At 65.4% G+C, this 20179-nt stretch carries 18 protein-coding genes and 1 tRNA gene; 11 read left to right on the top strand and 8 right to left on the bottom strand.

Annotation, left to right across the window (positions count from 1 at the left end; all coding sequences use genetic code 11):
- Positions 1-4: 4 nt before the first annotated feature.
- Together GRI42_RS08590 and GRI42_RS08595 are read left to right on the top strand one after the other, a co-directional pair.
- Positions 5-496 (top strand): DUF2721 domain-containing protein, encoded by a 492-nt coding sequence (locus tag GRI42_RS08590; protein WP_160608075.1) that lies wholly within the window; start codon positions 5-7, stop codon positions 494-496.
- A 117-nt stretch (positions 497-613) separates the two neighbouring features.
- Positions 614-814, top strand: a complete 201-nt coding sequence (locus tag GRI42_RS08595; protein WP_160608077.1) for a hypothetical protein — start codon at positions 614-616, stop codon at positions 812-814.
- A 10-nt stretch (positions 815-824) separates the two neighbouring features.
- Here the strand turns inward: GRI42_RS08595 and bfr are convergent, their stop codons facing one another.
- The 4 genes from bfr to GRI42_RS08615 form a co-directional block, all read right to left on the bottom strand.
- On the bottom strand, positions 825-1322 hold the full coding sequence (bfr, locus tag GRI42_RS08600; RefSeq protein ID WP_160608079.1) for a bacterioferritin: 498 nt from the start codon (positions 1320-1322) through the stop codon (positions 825-827).
- A 124-nt stretch (positions 1323-1446) separates the two neighbouring features.
- Positions 1447-1638 carry a (2Fe-2S)-binding protein gene (locus GRI42_RS08605; protein ID WP_160609151.1) on the bottom strand — a complete coding sequence of 64 codons (192 nt, stop codon included), beginning with the start codon at positions 1636-1638 and terminating at the stop codon, positions 1447-1449.
- A gap of 68 nt (positions 1639-1706) precedes the next feature.
- Positions 1707-2978, bottom strand: a complete 1272-nt coding sequence (locus GRI42_RS08610; protein WP_234033919.1) for a DUF418 domain-containing protein — start codon at positions 2976-2978, stop codon at positions 1707-1709.
- A 92-nt stretch (positions 2979-3070) separates the two neighbouring features.
- Positions 3071-4075, bottom strand: coding sequence for an SPOR domain-containing protein (locus GRI42_RS08615; protein ID WP_160609153.1), 1005 nt, complete (start codon positions 4073-4075; stop codon positions 3071-3073).
- A 223-nt stretch (positions 4076-4298) separates the two neighbouring features.
- On the opposite strand from GRI42_RS08615, the gene GRI42_RS08620 reads away from it, so the two are divergent.
- Genes GRI42_RS08620 through GRI42_RS08630 form a run of 3 tightly spaced genes read left to right on the top strand, consistent with a single transcriptional unit; the run spans position 4299 to position 6915 of the window.
- The gene (locus tag GRI42_RS08620) at positions 4299-5015 is read left to right on the top strand and encodes a ParA family protein (RefSeq protein ID WP_160608081.1); all 717 of its coding nucleotides are present in this window, start codon (positions 4299-4301) and stop codon (positions 5013-5015) included.
- Between the two features lie 30 nt (positions 5016-5045).
- Positions 5046-5558 carry a hypothetical protein gene (locus GRI42_RS08625; RefSeq protein WP_160608083.1) on the top strand — a complete coding sequence of 171 codons (513 nt, stop codon included), beginning with the start codon at positions 5046-5048 and terminating at the stop codon, positions 5556-5558.
- A gap of 40 nt (positions 5559-5598) precedes the next feature.
- A complete protein-coding gene (locus GRI42_RS08630) occupies positions 5599-6915 on the top strand; it encodes an SPOR domain-containing protein (RefSeq protein WP_160608085.1) in 1317 nt (438 codons plus the stop codon).
- Between the two features lie 66 nt (positions 6916-6981).
- Here the strand turns inward: GRI42_RS08630 and GRI42_RS08635 are convergent, their stop codons facing one another.
- Together GRI42_RS08635 and GRI42_RS08640 are read right to left on the bottom strand one after the other, a co-directional pair.
- The gene (locus GRI42_RS08635; protein WP_160608087.1) at positions 6982-8214 is read right to left on the bottom strand and encodes a dihydroorotase; all 1233 of its coding nucleotides are present in this window, start codon (positions 8212-8214) and stop codon (positions 6982-6984) included.
- Complete coding sequence (locus tag GRI42_RS08640) at positions 8211-9236, bottom strand: aspartate carbamoyltransferase catalytic subunit (RefSeq protein WP_160608091.1); 1026 nt, start codon at positions 9234-9236, stop codon at positions 8211-8213. Before GRI42_RS08640 ends, GRI42_RS08635 begins: the two co-directional genes overlap by 4 nt.
- Before the next feature lie 112 nt (positions 9237-9348).
- Between GRI42_RS08640 and sppA the strand changes: the two genes are divergently transcribed.
- From sppA to GRI42_RS08670, 6 genes are all read left to right on the top strand, one after another.
- Positions 9349-11226 (top strand): signal peptide peptidase SppA, encoded by a 1878-nt coding sequence (gene sppA / locus GRI42_RS08645; RefSeq protein WP_160608093.1) that lies wholly within the window; start codon positions 9349-9351, stop codon positions 11224-11226.
- Between the two features lie 89 nt (positions 11227-11315).
- Positions 11316-11390, top strand: a tRNA-Val gene (locus GRI42_RS08650).
- Between the two features lie 158 nt (positions 11391-11548).
- Positions 11549-12511, top strand: a complete 963-nt coding sequence (locus tag GRI42_RS08655; RefSeq protein WP_160608095.1) for a carotenoid biosynthesis protein — start codon at positions 11549-11551, stop codon at positions 12509-12511.
- A complete protein-coding gene (locus tag GRI42_RS08660; protein ID WP_160608097.1) occupies positions 12508-15573 on the top strand; it encodes an NAD(P)-binding protein in 3066 nt (1021 codons plus the stop codon). The genes GRI42_RS08655 and GRI42_RS08660 overlap by 4 nt, the downstream gene beginning before the upstream one ends.
- 85 nt (positions 15574-15658) lie before the next feature.
- Positions 15659-17350, top strand: a complete 1692-nt coding sequence (locus GRI42_RS08665; protein WP_160608099.1) for a TIR domain-containing protein — start codon at positions 15659-15661, stop codon at positions 17348-17350.
- Positions 17351-19153, top strand: a complete 1803-nt coding sequence (locus tag GRI42_RS08670; RefSeq protein ID WP_160608101.1) for a hypothetical protein — start codon at positions 17351-17353, stop codon at positions 19151-19153.
- Between the two features lie 62 nt (positions 19154-19215).
- On the opposite strand, the gene GRI42_RS08675 is transcribed toward GRI42_RS08670, so the two are convergent.
- Complete coding sequence (locus tag GRI42_RS08675; protein ID WP_199800450.1) at positions 19216-19482, bottom strand: hypothetical protein; 267 nt, start codon at positions 19480-19482, stop codon at positions 19216-19218.
- Positions 19483-19536: 54 nt separating this feature from the next.
- Positions 19537-20148, bottom strand: coding sequence for a TetR/AcrR family transcriptional regulator (locus GRI42_RS08680; protein WP_160608103.1), 612 nt, complete (start codon positions 20146-20148; stop codon positions 19537-19539).
- Positions 20149-20179 lie beyond the last annotated feature (31 nt).

Genomic DNA, 20179 nt, shown 5'->3' on the forward strand with positions numbered 1-20179 from the left:
CGCGATGCCGGTCGACCTGCTCCTCAGCCTGCCGGGGATCGACATAATCGAGCGCACCAGTTCCAGCGTCCGCGTCCAGAACGTGGTGCAGCTTTCGCTGGCACCTGCGTTCCTCCTCGCCGGTATCGGCGCGGTCATGAACGTCATGACCAACAGGCTGATCTGGGTCGCCAACAAGATCGAGCGCATCCTTGCCGCGGACGAGGCGGGCGAGGCAGGCGACCTGGTAAAGGAACTGCCCGCGCTGGAACGGCGCCGCGTGCTGGCCCAGCGCGCGGTGATGCTGAGCACCGCATCGGCTTTCACCATCAGCATCGTCATCATGCTGCTGTTCGTAAGCGCCTTCATCCGCACCCCGCTGGGCACGCTCGTCGCGCTTTCGTGGCTGGTCACGATGGCGCTGCTGATGGCGGGCCTTGCCGCCTTCCTCATGGAAACGCGCACTGCCGCAAGGCGCAATCACGAACGCATGGTCGAGCGCATCGGCGGCGACTGACCGTATTTCCGCCTCCGGTCGGGGACAGGCCGACGCTACGGAAAGGCGACTATACCTGCGTTATCTGCCGTTAATCGGTGCCGCCCCACCCTCCCTATCGAGCAAGGGAGATTTGCCATGGAGAGAATCAGCCTCTCGATCGTGCCTCACGGGGAAGACCACGCGCTGGAATTCGACGCGCTTGACATTGCCGCCGCGCTCATGATTGCCGACATCAATGCCGCCGAGGGACCGGCCGAATTGCGCGAAGGCACGCGGCACATCGCCACCCTACGCCGCCACGGATCGAGCGGCGCGGCCTTCTGGGAGGTGTCGTGAGCGGGCCGGCCTAGCCGGCGTTTTCCTGCGCGTCGCCGGCGGGCTTGGAGTTGAGCTGGACGTAATTCTGCAGGCCCATGCGTTCGATCATGTCGAACTGGGTCTCGAGGAAGTCGACATGCTCTTCCTCGCTTTCGAGGATGCGCTCGAAAATCTCGCGGCTGACATAGTCGCGCACGCTTTCGCAGTGTTCGATCGCGTCGCGCAGCAGCGGAATCGCCTCGTTTTCCATCGCGAGGTCGGCGCGCAGGATTTCCTCGACCGTCTCGCCGACCTTGAGCTTGTGGATGGCCTGGAAGTTGGGGAGCCCGTTCAGGAACAGGATCCGTTCGGCAAGGATGTCGGCGTGCTTCATCTCGTCGATGGATTCGTGCCGCTCGTACTCGGCCAGCTTGCTGACGCCCCAGTCGGCCAGCACGCGGTAGTGCAGCCAGTACTGGTTGATCGCCGTCAATTCGTTGGTCAGCGCCTTGTTGAGGTATTCGATGGTTTTCGGATCGCCCTTCATGGCCCTGTCCCTTTGTCTGGATTGAGGGCCGGACTATGCGTCCACCGACGCCTGCGGGCAAGGCAGGAAACGCAGAAAAATGGCGGAAATCCGCCAGTTGCGAGCGATTTTCAGTAGCGGTTTACTAGCGGCCGCAGGCCGGTTCGAACGCCATTTCGCGCTCTTCGAAGATGATCGCATCGGCTTCGTCGAGGCAGGCGCCGCAATTGGGCCGCTTGCCGAGCGCGGCATAGCAGGCCTCCGCATCGCCCGAAACGCGGCGCGCCGTGGCACGCAAGTCGGTTTCGCGGATGGCATTGCAGATGCAGGTGTACACGGTCTCGAAGTCCTTGCGATTGATTCGCAAGAGCAGATGTATTGCGAATTAGTCGCAATAGCAAGCCTTCACCGTTTCAACGCGAACATCCGTCCATACGTCAGGCAGCGCCACACCCATTCGAGCGGTCCGTAGCGATAGCGTTCCAGCCATGGCTTGGACCACGCCAGCATCAGCACCCAGGCCGCCAGTACGAAGCCATAAAGCTCGATTCGCCCGAAGCGCGCGAACAGGTCGAGACCCCAGTTGCCGAACACGAACAGCATCACCATCGAGGTGCCAAGGTAGTTGGTGAAGGCTGCACGACCCGCGGCGGAGACCCGGTCTGCGAGCCACCCGCCCGCCTTCGGCGCGTGGAGCGCGAGCAGCACGGCAAGGCCCAGCACCATGAACAGGCGCGGGATATGCGACCAGCCGACGAACGCGGCGAGCGTGCCATAATAGGTGAGCCCTGCGTTCTTCGTCGCAATCGCGATCCCCAGGTGGAGGGCAGCGCCTATTAAGAGGCCCGCCCAAGCCCAGCCACGCAGCTTGCGGCTGTCCCAGCGCCCGTCGAACAGGCCCTTCCGGTAGAGCACCATGCCGAACAGCATCAGCGGCAGCGTCTCGAATGCGAAGAAGAACAGCGACATTGCCGGCCCCGAGGCGTGCTCGGTGATATTGTGTTCGACATAGTCGAAATAGGTGCCATCCTGCCGGATTACGGTTTCGGCTCGCCCGTCGGCCAGGTCCTCCTCTGCTGCGACCTGCAGTTCCTGCTGCATCGGGGCGAAGACGGCATTGCCCTGATGGTCACCATCGGCGGCAACCTGCATGAAGATCGTCATCATGCCGTAGAGCAGTGCGCCCGCGATATAGGCGAGAATGCCGAACACCAGCTTCTTGCGCACGCTCATGCCGATGAAGACGGCCACGGCGATCAGCCCGCTGATCGCGTAGAGGAACAGGATGTCCCCGCGCCAGATGAAGTAGAAATGGATCAGCCCGAACAGGCCGAGCCACAGCAGGCGTTTGACCTGCAGCCAGACCGTGCCGCCCTTGGCCCAGACGCGCTCCATGAAGAGGTACAGCCCGGCACCGAAAAGCAGGCTGAACAGCCCCCGCATCTTGCCGTCGACCAGGACGAACTGGGCGACCCACAGCCAACCGTCGGCTGGCCCCGGCTCGGTCGCGAAGCCGTCGGGGAACATGTAGGCAGTGAACGGCTGGCCCATCGCGAAGATATTCGCAGCAAGGATGCCCATGACGGCGAGGCCGCGGATGAAGTCGAGGCTGGCAATCCGCCCGCCGGTTTCGGCAATCGGCTGCGGCCGGTCGGGTGTTGTTGCTTCGCTGGCCATGATCCCCCCTTGTCCGAAGCGGGGTTACGCCGCTGCCCGGCGAGGCGACAGCCCCGCCAGCCGACCTGCGCACAGCTTTCGACGAACGCCGCTCAGCGGGTGACGAGGCAATCCTGCCCACCACGCTTGAGCGAAGCGCAGGCGGACGCGGCCTCGGATCGGCTGGAATAGCCCGCCGCATAAAGCACGGTCAGCTTGCCCGAAGCCTTCTCGAGCTTGTCACGCCCGGCCAGTTCGGGTCGAGCCGCAAGCTGGCGCCACATGCGGTCGGCATTTCCGGCCACGGCGAACGAGCCGAGCTGGACCTTCCATTCGCCGGCAGGCTTCGTGGCAGGTGCTTTCGGCGCAGCGGGCTTGGGCGAAGCGGGCGCAGGCGTGGCCAGCGCCGCCACCGTCACCGGGGCCTTGTGGACCTGGACTGGCTTCGGCGCAGGTGCGGGAGCAGGCGCAAGTGCAGCGGGCTCTTCCATGGCGCCCAGCGCGAGGTCGACTGCGGCGAGGTCGCGGGCGCGGCGCGATTCGGCGTCCGCCCTGATCGAGACGGCCAGGGCCTGAGCCTGCTGGCGTTGCTCCAGCGGTATATATTCGTCCATCTGGGCCAGCGCGCTCGCCGCCTGCGGCAGGCCCGTGCTGTTGGCCAGTGTCAGCAGGGCATAGGCGCGCGGCCAGTCCTTGTCGGCAAGGTCGCCGTTGAAATGCGCGATGCCGAGGAGATATTGCGCACGCGGATCGCCCCGCCCTGCCGCACCCGCGACATAGGGCATGGCCTTTTCGCGCTCTCCCTTCTGGAACAATAGCAGGCCGTACTGGTCGGCGGCGCGCAGGTGCCCCTGTGCCGCAGCCTGCGCATAGAGCGTCTCGGCCTGCGCATCGTCCGCCGGTACGCCGCGTCCCAGCCGGTAGGCCTGCGCGAGATTGAACTGCGCATCGGCATCGCCTGCGCGCGCCGGTTCGCGCCATTCGCGCACCGCGACATCGTAATTGCCCGCGCTCCACGCATCGACACCGGCCTTCACGTCGGCCAGCGCCGCACCCGCAGGTAGGAGCACCGCGAGGGCTGCGACAGCTGCGCAAATGCCTGACTTGTGGAGCTTCATCTGCACGTCCCCATCCTTTTCCCTGTGCCGGTGGATACCCGCCGAGGCGGTCTGATAGCAACGCCCGGCTTAACAAAGCCTCGACATTGCGGCCTCGCCCCCTCGCAAATGAATGTCCGGCAAAATTAACCCTAAATTAGGGGTAGTCTGCGATTTCCTTCTGTCGAGAGGGCCGCACCTTCGCGGCTCGACGTGGCTACAGGCGCAATCAGGGGGACCAACCTTGCGTGTATTGGCATTGGCATCGCAGAAGGGCGGATCGGGCAAGACCACCCTATCCGGACATCTAGCCGTTCAGGCACAGCGAGCGGGCGCAGGCCCGGTCGTGCTGATCGACATCGACCCGCAAGGCTCGCTTGCCGACTGGTGGAACGAGCGCGAGGCGGAACTTCCCGCCTTCGCCCAGACCACGGTCGCCCGGCTCGCCAACGACCTGGCGGTCCTGCGCCAGCAGGGCTTCAAGCTGGCCGTCATCGACACGCCGCCGGCGATCACCATGGCCATCCAGTCGGTGATTTCGGTTGCCGAGCTGATCGTCGTGCCGACCCGTCCCAGCCCGCACGATCTGCGCGCCGTCGGTGCCACCGTCGACCTGTGCGAACGCGCCGGCAAGCCGCTGATCTTCGTGGTCAACGCAGCTACGCCCAAGGCCAAGATCACTTCGGAAGCCGCCGTCGCGCTGTCGCAGCACGGCACGGTCGCCCCGATCACCCTGCACCACCGCACCGACTTCGCTGCCTCGATGATCGACGGCCGCACGGTGATGGAAGTGGATCCGGAAAGCCGTTCGGCTGCCGAGGTCACCGCGCTGTGGAAGTATATCGCGGACCGCCTCGAGAAGAATTTCCGCCGCACCGTGTTTGCCGCGCCGAACTCGCAGTCGGCCGTGCCCGGTGCCTATCGTCCCGCCGGTGGCTTCGGCCGTCGGGTCGCCCAGTAAGAGCAAAAGAGGAAAGGCGGGGCTAGCCGGATGTCTGACGCCAATTTCGCATCGCTCTCTTCGACCCTGCTGGCACGGAAGGGTGGCGCCAAGCCTGCCATGCGTCCGCAGTCGACGATTGCCGGGCCAGTGGACGGAGCCGCAGCGGCGGCCAATCTCGAGGACCTGGGCTGGAACGATATGGGTGACGACGCGCCTGTTGCCGAAAGCAAGAGCGCACAGGTCGTCTCGATCGCACCGCTGGCCGCCAATGAAAGCGGCGGTCCGAACCAGGTACGCGCTTCGCTGGACCGCATTGCGAGCCAGCTCGAAAAGAAGCCGGAAGACAAACAGCCCGTCCAGCGCGCTTCCGCGCTGCGCCAGGGCAAGCGCGCAGCCTTCACGCTGCGCCTCGACCAGAAACGGCACCTCATGCTGCGCCTGGCCTGCACCGTTCGCGGTGCCAGCGCCCAGCAGTTGGTGACCGACGCACTCGACGGCCTCTTGGCCGAAATGCCGGAAATCGCCGCGCTCGCTGCCCAGGTGCAGCGGGACGGTCAGTGAGCACAACCAAGGACGTGGGATCGCCTTTAGGGGGTAAGCAATGACGCAGACCAGGAAACAAATCTTCGTCCGGCTGGCCGTTACCACGGCCCTGGCAACCACAGGCCTTGCAGGCTGCAGCGGCAAGGTCGCACCGACCGCGTCGCATTCGGCCGCCAAGGCCGAACTCGCGCTGCAGAAGGGCAAGGCCAGCAAGGCCGTCCAGCACGCCGAGGCGGCGGTTCTCGCCAGCCCGCGCGATGCAGGAGCCCGCACGCTGCTGGGCAATGCGTATCTCGAATCCGGTCGCTTCCAGTCCGCCGCGCAGAGCTTTGCCGATGCGGTCGCGCTGGGTGATAATGGTCCGCGCACCGTCGTCAGCCTCGCCCTCGCCCAGATCGGCGCGGGCGATCAGGCCGGCGCCATCGAAACGCTCGAACGCTGGGAAGCCGCCATCGATCCGGCCGACTTCGGCCTCGCCATCGCGCTTGCCGGCCAGCCGGAACGCGGCGTCCATGTGCTGAGCAATGCCATTCGCGGTGGTGAAAACACCACCAAGACCCGCCAGAACCTCGCCTATGCCTATGCGCTTTCGGGCCAGTGGCGCGCTTCGCGCCTGATGGTCGCCGAGGACGTGCCCGCCGACCAGGTTGGCGACCGCATGGCCGAATGGGGTGCGCTTGCCAGCCCGCAGATGTCGCGCGTTCGCGTCGCCCACCTGATGGGTGTCGGTATCGAAGCCGACCAGGGCCAGCCGGCCATGCTCGCGCTATCGAACAATCCGAGCGTCGAAATGCTCGCCGCAGAAACCGCCACCGACGAAGTCGTCGTCGAGGACGAGGCTCCGGCCTTTGCCTTCGCCGGCGAACTGCCGCCGGTCGACGATGCCCCGGTCGCGCTCGACAGCGCGGACGCCGGCCTTGCCGATGCCGGGCTTTCGGTCGCACAGCCGCGCAAGCAGTTCGTCGCCGCCGAAGTCGCGCAGGCGGTCCCGGCTCCGGCCCCGGCCAAGTCGCGTGTCGCCGATGCCGCTCCGGCCCGTGCAACCGCGCCTGTCGCCGCACCGAGCCTTTCGCTCGCCAAGGGCAATTACAACATCCAGCTGGGCTCGTATTTCTCGATGTCCGATGCACAGGAAGGCTGGCGCAAGTTCCAGAGCATGTACCCCCAGCTGAGCGACGCGCAGAAGGTCATCACCAAGGCCCGCGTGAACGGCAAGATCTACTACCGCGTGGCTGCTGCCGGCTTCGCCAAGGATTCTGCCCGCGGCCTGTGTTCCACGGTCAAGGGCAAGGGCGGCGGTTGCATCGCCTACGCCTCCGGAAATCCGCTTCCCGGTCATCTCGGGGATGCGGCAATAAGGGTCGCAACGCGCTAAGACGCGTAGCCATAATCCAAGACTGAAAGCCCCTGCCGGAGCGATCCGGGAGGGGCTTTTTCTTGGTCAGCCGCCGATTGCGACGCCGCCTTTCCACAAGGCTGTGACGCGGCCCTGGGTCGGCTGTCCGTCGAAGGGTGTGTTGCCTGCGGTCGCGGCCATCTTCGCGCTTTGGATGACCCACGGGCGGTCGGGATCCACGATCGCGATATCCGCCTCCAGCCCGGCTTCGAGGCGGCCTGCCTCGACATCCAGCAACTGCGCAGGCTTGCCTGCGACCAGTTCGAACGCGCGGCCGAGGTCGATCACGTCGTCCAGGACCAGCGACAGCACCATCGCGAGCAGCGTTTCCGCTCCTGCCATGCCCGGTTCGGCATCGGCAAAGGGCAGGCGCTTGTCCTCAGGCCCGCGCGGGTCGTGGCCGCTCGAAATCACGTCGATCGTGCCGTCAGCGATGGCTTCGCGCACCGCCTGCCGGTCCGCCTCGCTGCGCAGCGGGGGCGACAGGCGGGCAAAGGTGCGGAAATCGACAGTCGCGAGGTCCGACAGCATGAAGTGCGCAGGCGTGACCCCGGCAGTGACCGCCTGCCCTTGTGCCTTCGCGCGCCGGACGAGGTCGAGGCCTGCGGCGGTCGTCACCTGGCGGAAATGCAGGCGCGCACCGGCCATTTCGGCGAGGGCAAGGTCGCGCGCGATGGCGATCGCTTCGGCTTCGGCAGGGGCGCTCGGCAGGCCGCGGCGGGTGGCGTATTCGCCTGCCGTTGCGACCGCGCTGCCGACAAGGGCTGCGTCCTCGGCATGGGTGACCACCGTCATGTCGAGCATGGCGGCATACTGCAGCAGGCGCAGCATCGCGCCAGAATCCGCAATCCAGCTGCGCCCCGTCGCCACGCCGCGGGCACCGGCCTCGCGCATCAAGGCGATCTCGGCGATTTCACGGCCTTCCAGCCCGCGCGTGGCGGCGGCCAGCGGGTGGACCCAGAGGTCGGGCTTGCCGCTCTTGGCGATGTAGGAAACGCGGCTCGGCAAATCGAGCGCGGGCGATTGGTCCGGCATTAGCGCAGCGCGCGTGATCCCGCCGAAATGGAAGGCGGGCTTGTCGATGGCAAAAACGCCGAGGTCGACGAGGCCCGGGGTCACGAGGCCGCCCCGTGCATCGACAATCTCGTCGCCATTATCGGGCGTGACATCGCCAAGAGCGGCGATCCGGCCGTCGGCCATGCGCAGCGCACCTTCGCGCACCCCTGCGGGTGTAACCAGCCGGCCGCCGGCAATCGTGATCGGGCGGGTCTGCTTCATGCCGCTTCTCCCCAGCCCTCGACCCCTCGCGAACGGCGGGTCAGCACGTCGAGACAGGCCATGCGGATGGCCACGCCCATTTCCACCTGCCGCGTGATGATCGAGCGATCGATCATGTCGGCCACGTCGCTGTCGATCTCCACACCGCGGTTCATCGGGCCGGGATGCATCACGAGCGCGTCCTTGCCGGCTTTTTCGAGCCGCGCTGCGGTGAGGCCGTAGCGGTGGTGGTATTCGCGCGCAGAGGGAATGAACTGGCCGCTCATCCGTTCGGTCTGGAGCCGCAGCATCATGACCACGTCCGCCCCGTCGAGCGCGGCGTCGAAATCGTGGAACACCTCGGCCCCCATCGCCTCGATACCCGAGGGCATCAGCGCCGGCGGGGCACAGAGCCGCACCGTCGCGCCCAGCGCCTGCAGGCACAGGAGGTTCGACCGGGCCACGCGGCTGTGCAGGATATCGCCGCAAATGGTGATGGTGAGGCCGGTGAAATCGTCCGCCGCGGCGCCGCGTTCGCGCAGCGAATGGCGCAGCGCCAGCGCATCGAGGAGAGCCTGAGTCGGGTGTTCGTGCTGGCCGTCGCCCGCATTGAGGACGGGGCAGTCGACCTTGTCCGCAATCAGCCCGGTCGCCCCGCTCGACCCGTGGCGGATCACGATCGCATCGGCGCGCATGGCATTGAGCGTGATCGCCGTGTCGATCAACGTCTCGCCCTTCTTCACGCTGGAGGTGGCCGCGTGCATGTTGACCACGTCCGCGCCCAGCCGCTTGCCGGCGATCTCGAAGCTCAGCAGCGTGCGCGTGCTGTTTTCGAAGAAGGCATTGATGATCGTCAGCCCGGCCAGCGTATCGGTGTGCTTATTGCGCTGGCGGTTGAGAGCGACCCATTGTTCCGCCTCGTCGAGGAGAAAGAGGATCTCGTGCCGCTCCAGCTGGCCGATGCCCAGCAGGTCGCGATGCGGAAAGGCCCGCGCACCCGCAGGATAACGGGCGGCGTGGGGCGGTGTTTGCGAAGCTGTCATTAAAGCCACGCCCTTAGTCGAGTGCTATCGCACCCTCAAGCACATTCGGGTGGCATATCCCGCACCGCTTGCCTAAACCGGCCCAGACACAAGTTTCAGGGGTGAGTTTCCGATGCGATTTGCAGGCAAGGTCTGGCGGCTGCTGGTTGGGATCAAGGATGGCCTGGTCCTCCTGTTCATGCTGCTGTTCTTCGGATTGCTCTTCGCCATCCTGACCACCCGCCCCAGCCCGGCCGAAGTGCGCGAAGGCGCGCTGGTGCTCGAACTCGACGGCGTCATCGTCGAAGAGGCGAGCCGGATCGATCCGCTGCAGGCCCTGCTGGCCGGCGAGGCACCGACCGGCGAATTCCAGGCCCGCGACGTCGTGCGCGCGCTTGATGCGGCGGCTGGCGACGAGCGGATCGATGCCGTCGTGCTCGATCTCGACCGCTTCATGGGCGCAGGCCAGGTCCACCTGCAGGACATCGGCGAAGCGATGGACCGCGTGCGTGCGGCGGAAAAGCCGGTGCTGACCTATGCCACCGCTTATGCCGACGATTCCGTCTTCCTCGCCGCCCATGCGAGCGAAGTGTGGCTCAACCCGCTGGGCGGCGCGATCGTTGCCGGACCGGGCGGAAACCGCCTCTATTTCAAGGGCCTGCTGGACAAGCTGCAGGTCAACGCCCGCGTCTATAAGGTCGGCACCTACAAGAGCGCGGTCGAACCCTATACCGAAACCGGCATGTCCGAACCCGCGCGTGAAAACGCCCGCGCCCTGTACGGCGCACTGTGGGAGGAATGGCAGGCCAATGTGAAGAAGGCCCGCCCGGCAGCGGACCTCGACCTCGTCACCAAGACGCCTGCCGAATGGGTCGAGGCGGCCCAGGGCGACCTGTCGAAGGCCGCGCTCGATGCAGGGCTCGTCGACAAGCTCGGCAGCCGTGACCAGTTCAATGCGCGCCTTGTCGAACTGGTCGGCAAGGACAAGTGGAGCAAGCTGCCAAACGCCTTCCCCTCGACCGATTACGACGCCTGGCTCGCCGACAACCCGCTGAAGACGGAAGGCAAGCCGATCGGCGTGGTCACCATCGCGGGCGAGATCGTGGACGGCAAGGCCGGCCCCGGCACCGCCGGCGGCACGCGCATCGCCGACCTGCTCGACGAAGCGCTGGAACGCGACTTCGCCGGCCTCGTGGTTCGCGTGGATTCGCCCGGCGGATCGGTGCTGGCGAGCGAGGAAATCCGCGAGGCGATCATGCGCCACAAGGCGCGCGGCATCCCCGTTGCCGTCTCCATGGCCAATGTCGCGGCGAGCGGCGGCTACTGGGTTTCGACGCCCGCCGACCGCATTTTCGCCGAGCCCGACACCATCACCGGTTCCATCGGCATTTTCGCCGTCTTGCCGACTTTCGAAGGAACGGCGCGGAGCATAGGCGTGAACAGCGACGGGGTGCAGACAGGTCCGCTGTCCGGCCAGCCCGACCTGGTGGGCGGACTGACGCCGGAAGTGGATCGCATCCTCCAGGCCTCGATCGAGGACGGTTACCGCGACTTCCTGACTCGCGTGTCCGAAGCGCGCGGCATGACCATCGAGGAAGCCGACCGCGTCGGACAGGGCCGCGTCTGGGACGGCGGCACTGCCCGCCAGCTCAAGCTGGTAGACGAATACGGCGGCATGGAAGAAGCGCTCGCCTGGGTCGCCGCGCAGGCCGAACTCGGCGATGGCAAGTGGCACGCCGCCTATCTCGGCAACCCGCCGAGCGCGCGCGACACGCTGCTGCGCCAGATCCTCGACAGCGAGGGCGATGCCGAAGGCCGCGATGTCTTCGCTCTCTTCGCCCGGCAGGAAGCCCGCACGCTGTCCTCCATCGCCAGCGAGGCGAGCCGCCTGCTGTCGGTCCAGGGCGCGCAGGCCTATTGCCTCGCCTGCCCGCAGGCAGAGGCGGTGAAGGCATCGCCGTCGGCCCCCAAGGGCTGGCTCGCGCGGCTGGTTTCGCTCTTCGCCGACTGACCGGCCATCGCGCTTGCAAAGGCGCGATTCGCCGCGTAAAGGCGCGCCCCTGTCCCGTGTCGGACCGGCTTTCCGGCGATACGCAGGGCGGGCGCGTAGCTCAGTGGTAGAGCACACCCTTCACACGGGTGGGGTCGCAAGTTCAATCCTTGCCGCGCCCACCATTTTCCCGACCTGATACGCACCAGCACCGGTCCTGACCGGTCGCCTTCGTGCGCCCGCGTCGGGCGCGCGCTTGCTTTTCGCCGCGTCCGGCTTACCATCTTCGCAAGGGATCGCAGGACCTTGAGGCGGAACACCGCCCGCTTACGCGGAGGGGGACATGGGGGCGATCTCGACCAAGCTGGCGCGCATACCGGCAACTGTATGGCTGATCCTGACACTCTTCACGATCATACTGTTCTACGCCGGCATCAGGACCGGCGGGTTCAACATGCCGCTGGAGAGGATACCGTGGAGCATCCTCGTCCCCTCCACCGCCGCGATCTGCTTTGCGCATTCGCTGCTGATGCTCGGCTGGCACAGGGCCTTCACCCTGTTCGCCATGGCGGTGTCGATATCCTTCGTGTTCGAATATGTCGGTGAAAGCACCGGCCTGATCTTCGGGCCCTATTTCTATACCGATGTGCTGGGCGACAAGGCCTTCGGACGCATCCCGTATCTGATCCCGCTGGCGTGGTACATGATGTTCTACCCCAGCTACGTGATCACCAATTTGCTGGCGGAAGGCGGGCCGATCTCGCGCCGCGACGGCTTCGTGCCGGTCGTCTGGCTGTCGATCCTGAGCGCGCTGGTAATGACCGCGTGGGACCTCACCATGGACCCGGTGATGAGCTTCAACATCTGCGCCGACATTACCAAGGTCTGTGTCGACAAGCTCGACGAAGCCAATGTGGGTCATCCCGCCTGGATATGGGTAAAACCGGGCCCGCATTTCGGCGTGCCGCTGGAAAATTTCCGCGGGTGGCTGATCGCCAGCTTCACCGTCTTCTTCACCTATCGCATGGTGGAACGCCGGCTGCCCTTGCGCACCTTCGCCGGGATGGACGCGCGCATCATGATCGTGATCCCGGTCGGCGTCTATTCGGCGATGGCGCTGGTTGATACCTGGCTCGGCTATCCCGAAATTGAGGACGTGCACCTTATCTCGCCCTTCGTGATGGGCATCCCCGCCTTCTTTGCCGCCTTCCACCTCTTCGCCAACCGGACCGACCTGCCCCTGCTTCCGGGCAAGGCGCCGCCTGACGACGGCTGGCACGAAAGCAGCAGGGAGACAGGGGCATGAGCAAGACACGCGTAGCCATCCTGGGCGGCGGCCTGTCCGGCGTGGTCACTGCCTTCTACCTCAGCGCGCCCGAACAGCGCGGGAAGTACGACATCACCATCTACCAGCTCGGGTGGAGGCTGGGCGGCAAGTGCGCCACGGGCCGCAACCAGGACCATGGCGACCGTGTCCAGGAACACGGGCTGCACGTTTTCATGGGCGCTTACCAGAACGCTTTCCGCATGGTGCAGGAAGCCTATGCCGAAGCGCGCAACCGGCCCTTCGAGAAATGGGAGGATGTCTTCACGCGGCAGGACTGGCTGACGCTGATGGACAAGGAAAACTCCTACGCCTCGCCATGGGTGATGAAAGTGCCGGTGATGCCCGGCACGCCGGGTATCGACCGCGCGCCGGACCTGTGGGGCCGCATGGCGCAGGTGCTCGAATGGATCGAGAGCGAGCTGCTCGGCACGCATGGCAAGGCTTTCTCCAGCCATCCGGACCTGTCGGCACTGTCGTGGTGGCGGCGCATCCTGACCCGGCTGCTGCAGGGTGTGGAGCATCTCGTCGCGCAGGCCGCCAGCGTGCTGGTTCGCGACGCGCTCGAACTGGTGCAGCTTCTGGTGGAAGACCCGCGCAAGCACGGCTCTCACCATCACGGCCTGCTCGCAGAACTGCTCGCTGGGCTGCGCAGCTGGATCCAGCGCCGCGCGCGGCCGCTGCTCGAAAAGGACGATGAGCTGCGCCATTTCTGGGTCTGCGCGGACCTCGGCCTGTCCAGCCTCATCGGTTCGCTACGCGACGGGCTGCTGTTCGACCCCGAAGCCAACCTCGAACGGGTGAACAAGCTCGATTACCGCGAATGGCTGCGCTCGCACGGGGCGGACGAAATATCGCTCCAGTCGGCGCTGATCCGCAGCCTCTACGACCTCATCTTCGCCTATCCGCAGGGCGACTGGACCGGTCCGGGCGAGGTCGAGGCTGGCACCATGGTGGTCTCGCTGATGAACACGGCGACATACCAGGGCTCGATCATCTGGAAGTTCAACAGCGCGACGGGCGATGCCATCGTCCAGCCGATCTACGAAGTGCTGAAACAGCGCGGGGTGAAGGTGGAGTTCTTCCACCGCGTCGACCGGCTGGTCCCCTCCGCCGACGGCAGCGAGATCGCCGCGGTCGAGATCGGGCGACAGGTCGAACTGGCAGGGGAAACCTACCATCCGCTGCGCACGATCGAATTCGCCAACCGCCCTGCCATACATGTCTGGCCGGACCGGCCGCTCTACCGCCAGATCAAGGATGGCGAGAAGCTGGAAGCATCGGGCGCCGATCTCGAATCGCACTGGACCGACTGGCAGGACCCCCTGCCCCCGCTGGTCCTTAAGAGCGGCGACGATTACGATGCGCTGGTCCTGGCTATCCCGCCGGCGGCTCACGCGACCATCTGCCGCGATCTCATCAGCCAGAAATCGGAATGGCGGCGGTTCAACACCACGATCCGCAGCACTGCCACGCAAAGCCTCCAGACCTGGATGGACAAGACCGAGAAAGGGCTCGGCTGGGACAAGCCCTCGCTGGTCGGGGCCTACGACAAGGTCAATCTCAACACCTGGTGCGACATCAGCGAGGTGCTGGCGACCGAAAGCTGGCCCAAGGAAACAGGCGTCTGCTCGGAACAGATCATGTGCGGTCCACTCCCCTGCAAGGATACCTTGCCGCCAAGCAGCGACCACGAATACCCCGCGCGCCAGCAAGCCATCGTCGACCAGCTCGCCGATGTTTTCCTCAATGGCGACGGGTCCTATTTCTGGCACCGGGAATTCGGTCCGGGAGGTCCGGAGAAGGGTACGATCTTGAGCCGCTACAGCCGGGCGAACATCGATCCGAGCGAACGTTATACGCTGACCGTTCGCGGATCGACGCGGCACCGCATGACGGCCAGCGGTTCAACCTATTCTAACCTCTATCTGACCGGGGACTGGATCCAGAACGGGCAGAATCTGGGCTCGTTCGAGGCGACGACCATTTCCGGCATGCTCGCCAGCCATGCGATTTCGAAGTTCCCGACCGATATCAGGGGCGTGGACGCAGAAGCGCTGACCCGTGCCGAATACCCGAAAAAGCCCGCAGACGGGCCTGGGCTGTTCGTGAAGCACCACGGCATGTCCACCTTCCCGGGGACGATCACGCTGAACAATACGACGATGTGGGCCTTCCTGCTCGATGCGGATTACGACCTCATGGCAGGCTATTGCCGCAGGATGTTCGACGAACCGAGCGGGGGTGCGGTGAGGGTGCGTCCGATGGGTTCCACGATGATGATGTCCATCGTCGACATCCACACCGGCCGCTTCGTGGACGAACCGCAGATGGGCTGGTCGCCCGAACGCGAACTCACTTTCTGGATCCCGGCCGTCCGCGTGGAGAAGCGCGGCGGCAAGGAAGTGGCCACGCATTTCGACATGGTCATGCCCTATCTCGTGCTCGACAATCCGGTCGCCATCGCCTCGGGCCGCGAGATTTTCGGCTATGCCAAGCAGAAGGGCTGGATCACCCTGCCCGGCGACGAGGGTAACAAGGACGGCGCGCTATCGGTCGACCTCTTCGCCACGAAGGCATTCGGCAAGGACGCACAGCAGGCGCGCCACCGGCTGCTTACCTTGTCCAGCCCCAGGGAAGAGGACAGCAGCATCCTCGGCAAAGTCGGCAGCTTCGGGGAGGCGGCCAAGGCCCTGTTCCATCATCTGGGAACGCGCAAGGGCGGCTGGCACAACAGCCTCGGCCTCGACCTGGAAATCATCGGCGACGCACTTCACCGGCGGGTCCCGCAGCTTTTCCTCAAGCAGTTCCGCGACGTCCACGACGGAAACCGTGCCTGCTACCAGGCCATCACCGAAGCGATGGGAGAGGTGACGAAATTCGACGCTTTCCCGAAGCTCGTCACTTTCGACATGGCGCTCGATCACCTGGACAGCTCACCCGTCGCGTCGGATTTCGGCATCGCGCCCCGCCAGAAGGTGCGCGGCGTGCGCATTGCCTACGACATGACGATCCTGCCCGGCAGAGTGCTTTGGGAAGGCTAGGACGCGAGCGTGGAAATCGGTCCGGTATGCGGTTAGGGTGCAGTAGGCCTGCCAAGGCAGGCCGGTGGCGGAACGGGGGTTAGGCTTGCACGACCTGTTCATTTCGTACGGACGCGCTGACGAGCCTTTGGCCCGGCAATTCGCCGTGACGCTGGAACAGGAAGGCTTTGCCGTCTGGTGGGACGAGACCCTGCGGTCCGGCGACACCTATGACGAGGTTATCGAGGCGGCACTGCGACAGGCCCCCGCAGTGGTCGTCCTGTGGTCGGCAACCTCCGTGCAATCGCGCTGGGTCCGCTCGGAAGCCACGATCGGCGATCGCAACGGGGCGCTGGTGCCGGCCATGATCGCGCCTTGCGAACGCCCGATCATGTTCGAACTGACCCAGACCGCCGATCTTACCGGGTGGAACGGGGACCGCGAGGATCCGCGCTGGCGCAGTTTCGTGGGCGATGTCCGGCTGGTCGTCGACCGGCGCAGGCAGCAGGTTGGTGCCGCCGCTTCCTCCGCTCCGACGCTGGCCGTCCCTCCACCAGTTGCTCCCGCCCCGCCGCCCCAGGCGCGCGAAGGCTCGCTTCCTTCGCTCGCGGTGCTGCCGTTCAAGAACCGCTCCGGCATCGAGGACGACGAGGTCTTCGCCATCGGCTTGGTGGAAGACATCATCGACGCCATGTCGCAGGCGGCGGAACTGCGGGTCCTGTCCAGCAGCGCCATTGCACGGTTCCGGCAAGGCGAGATCGCCGATATCGAGGCGATGGCCCGCGGCCTGGGGGTGCGCTACATCCTCGAAGGCAATGTGCGCCGCCGCATGTCGATCCTGCGTGTGACCGCGCAGCTGCTCGATGCGAAAAGCGGCACGATCCTGTGGACCCAGAAGTTCGAGCGACCGCTAGACGAACTGGCCGAGCTCGAAGAGGAACTCGTTACCGAGGTCGCCGCGCACCTCAATTCTCAGGTCAACCGGCTGGAGATGGAACGCGCGCTGAGGAAACCCGACAATCTCACGGCCTGGGAAATGGTGACGCGGGCCATGGCAAATTACCGGCAGATCACCGCAGAAACGCTGATGCTGGCCTTGCAGGATGCACAGAAGGCGGTGGAGATCGCGCCCACCTACGGGCTTGCCCATGCCATGCTCGCCGATGCCAATGCGACGATCTACATGCACGCGGTACCCGATGACCCCGATACTGTGGCGAAGATCAATGCGGAGATCGGGCAGGCGCTGGCACTGGATGCGGAGAACCCGCTTGTGCTGGCGCATGTCGCCGAAGCCTACAACTATATCGGCCAGCCACGCGATGCGCTGATTTACGCCAAGCGCGCGCTCGAACGCAGCCCCAATTTCGGGCTCGCCCATTACAACGCCGGCATCGCCCATGCGCTGCTCGGCAACAGCCGGGAGGCGCTCGAGCAGTTCGAACTCGAGATCGCCGGCGCACCGGGGGCCCACACGCAATTCGCGACCTATGTCTGGCGGGGCAGCGTCCACCTTCGCGACGGGAACCATGGGCAGGCCCGTGAGGAATACAGTCACGCCCTGCAGCTCAATCACACCAGCGCGGCCGCCTATCTCGGCCTGTTCCTCGTCGACATGCTGGAAGGAAATGTGGAAGACGGCCGGGCGAACCTGGCCCGCATGCGCCAGCACGATCCGCATGTGACGCCCGAAACGCTGGAACTTAGGCTGCGCCGCTGGTTCGGCATGATCGAGCATTGCGACCGGCTTTGCGCCTGGGGGCACGAACATTGGGAGGAAGAGGGCGTGACGGAATAGATGGCCGAAATTCTCGATCTCAAGCCGCGGCTGACCCTGCGTTTCGGTGTCACCGGCCATCGCCCGCCCCGCCTGCCGAAGGACCGGTACGATGCGGTCCGCCACAATTGCGAAGAGATTTTCGAACATAGCCGCGAGGCGATGGCGAGGATTTTCGCCAAGCACCGGGCCGTCTTTGCCGACGAAGAACCGCTGATCCGCCTTGTTTCCGCCATGGCCACGGGTGCCGACACGGTCGCAGCCGAAGCCGCGATAAAGCAGGGCCTTACCCTGTCGGCCTGTCTTCCCTTCGCGGCCGAGGATTATTCCCACGACTTTGCCGCCGAAGAGTGGGTACGCGCCAAGGCGCTGATCGATGCCGCGGATTCGACGGTCGAACTGGTCGATCACCGCCCGAACGACACCGCGGCCTACGAATCCATCGGCCGCCTCATCATTGCCCAGTCCGATATCCTGATCGCTGTCTGGGACGGGGATGCATCGCGCGGGCGCGGCGGTACGACTGAGGTCGTCGCACAGGCGGTGGCGAGCCATATGCCAGTGATCCATGTCTGGCCGGACGAGATCCATCCGCCGCAACTGCTGTGGAGCGGGTTGCACGATGAAATCCCCGACCGCCCGTCCATCGACGGTGTCGAACGGGTGGAGTTCAACAAGGCGCTACCCCATTTGCTCGAGGCGCTTTGCGCGCCGCCCGAAGGGTTCGAGGCAGCGCCCCTGTCGGTGTTCTACCAGCCGACGCCTTCGCGGCGGCAGTTCAGTTTCGCCTGGCCGCTGCTGCTGCTGGCCTGCGGCACGAGGAGCCTTGCGAAAACGCGCCTCTCGATCCCGACGATCGAGGACATGCGAGCCTATTTCACGCCCATGGTGGAGCCGTTCAAGGACTTCGGACTGTTCGGCGAACGCCTCAATAACGAGGTGTCCGACCGCTTCGCCCGTGCCGACATGGCCGCCAGCTATTTCGCGCTGCGGTTCCGCAGCAGCTTCGTGACCAATTTCGCGCTTGCCGCCATTGCAGTGCTGCTCGCCCTGTCGGGCCTGTTCTGGCCGGAAGGCAAGGCCGTGCTGATCGCGGCCGAACTGCTCGTGATCCTGCTCATCATCTTCAACACGCGGAGTGCGCGCAAATCGGACTTCCACAAGATGTGGATCGACCGGCGACACCTTGCCGAGCGATTGCGTTTGCTGGCTGTTTCGTCGACCCTCGGCCGGCTCGAACTGCGCGATGTGGAGGACGGTACGACCCATCCCGGCTGGGTGACCTGGTACGCCCGCGCCACCGCCCGCGAGCTGGAATTGCCGCCGGGCCAGCTCGACCGGGCCTATCTCGAAAAGGTGCGCGAGATGGCGCTGGAGCTGATCCGCGACCAGATCGGCTATCACGAAAACAACGCCCACATGATGGAGCATACCAATCACCGGCTCCACCGGTTCGGTGACGGGCTGTTCGCTGGGACGATCCTGTTCTGCGCGGTGTTCCTGTCGACGATCGTGCTGCCCGGCAAGACCGGCTATCTCTTCGGCATCAGCCTTACAGCGGTGACGACCTTCGCCACGGCCTTCTTCCCCGTGCTGGCGGCGGCCCTCTACGGCATCCGCATGCAGGGCGACTTCGCCGCGACGGCAGAGCGCTCGGCGGCCATCGCCAAGCGGCTGCGCAAATTGCAGGCATCGATGATGCGCGACGATCTCGGCTACAACCGGCTGGTCGACCGGCTGCGGCGGCTGAGCGACATCATGCTGTCGGACGTCCACCAGTGGCAGCAGCAATATGAGACGCGGCCGATCAGCCTGCCCGGCTAGCCCAAAGAGAAAGGCCGCCCCGGTCGGAGCGGCCTTTCGATGTCGTCAAAACGCGGTGAGCGTCAGGCCGCTTTCGCGCGGCTCTTTTTTGCAGTTTTGGCGGGCTTGGCCGGAACTTCGGGTGCCTGCGGCTGCGCTGCCTTCTTCTCGGTCAGCTTCTTCGCCAAATAGCCTCCGGCACCCAGCGCGATCATTGCGGGCAGGCTCATCCTGCGCAGCGCAGTCGCTGCAATGACGCCAAGCGCAGCGCCGCCGGCACCGCCGATGCCCACACTGGTCTGTTTAGCAATTTTGTCGCCCACATAGGCGCCGATTACCTTGCCGATCATGTGTAAATCTCCTTTGCCCCATCAACGGTCAGGAGCAGCGCGTGTTCCTGAAACCTACTTGCCGACGCCCCTGGCGAGGAGCGCATTGGCCGCACTCGCGATTTCGGCGGCGTCGGGGTCCCCGTCGCGCGCCCAGATGGCGTAGCGCAGCCCGAGAAACACGTTCATGCCCATCAAGGCCCAGGCTTCAACCTCGCCGAGACCGGAACGCATGGCACCTGCTGCCCTGCCCTGAGACAGGCGGTCAGCAATACGCTCGGCGATCGTCTCGTAGTGATTGCGGTAGCTTGCCGGATCGACGAATTCCGCCTCGTCGATGATGCGGTAGATCTCCTTGTGTTCGGCTGCGAAGCGCAGAAACCCCTCGAGCGCCGCGCGCTCCACCGCGAGCGGGGCCGTCTCTGTGCCGATCGCATCGCGCGCGGCAGTCTTCACCGCCTCGCTCATGTCGACGACCAGCGCCCGGAAGATCGCGTCCTTGCTGTCGAAATATGTGTAGAATGAGCCGAGAGCCACGCCGGCGCGGCGCGTGATCGAGCTGATCGAGGCCTCGTGGAAACCCCGCTCGCCGAATTCCTTCGCCGCCGCATCGAGCAGCTTGCGCTGGGTGCGTCGCCCCCGGTCGGTGCGCGGTATCTTGGGCTTTTCCGCCGTTTCGATGCTCATCCCATGGCCTCCCCGGGCACGTGGCTAGACC

The sequence above is a fragment of the Qipengyuania gaetbuli genome, assembly GCF_009827315.1.
Lineage (GTDB): Bacteria > Pseudomonadota > Alphaproteobacteria > Sphingomonadales > Sphingomonadaceae > Qipengyuania > Qipengyuania gaetbuli.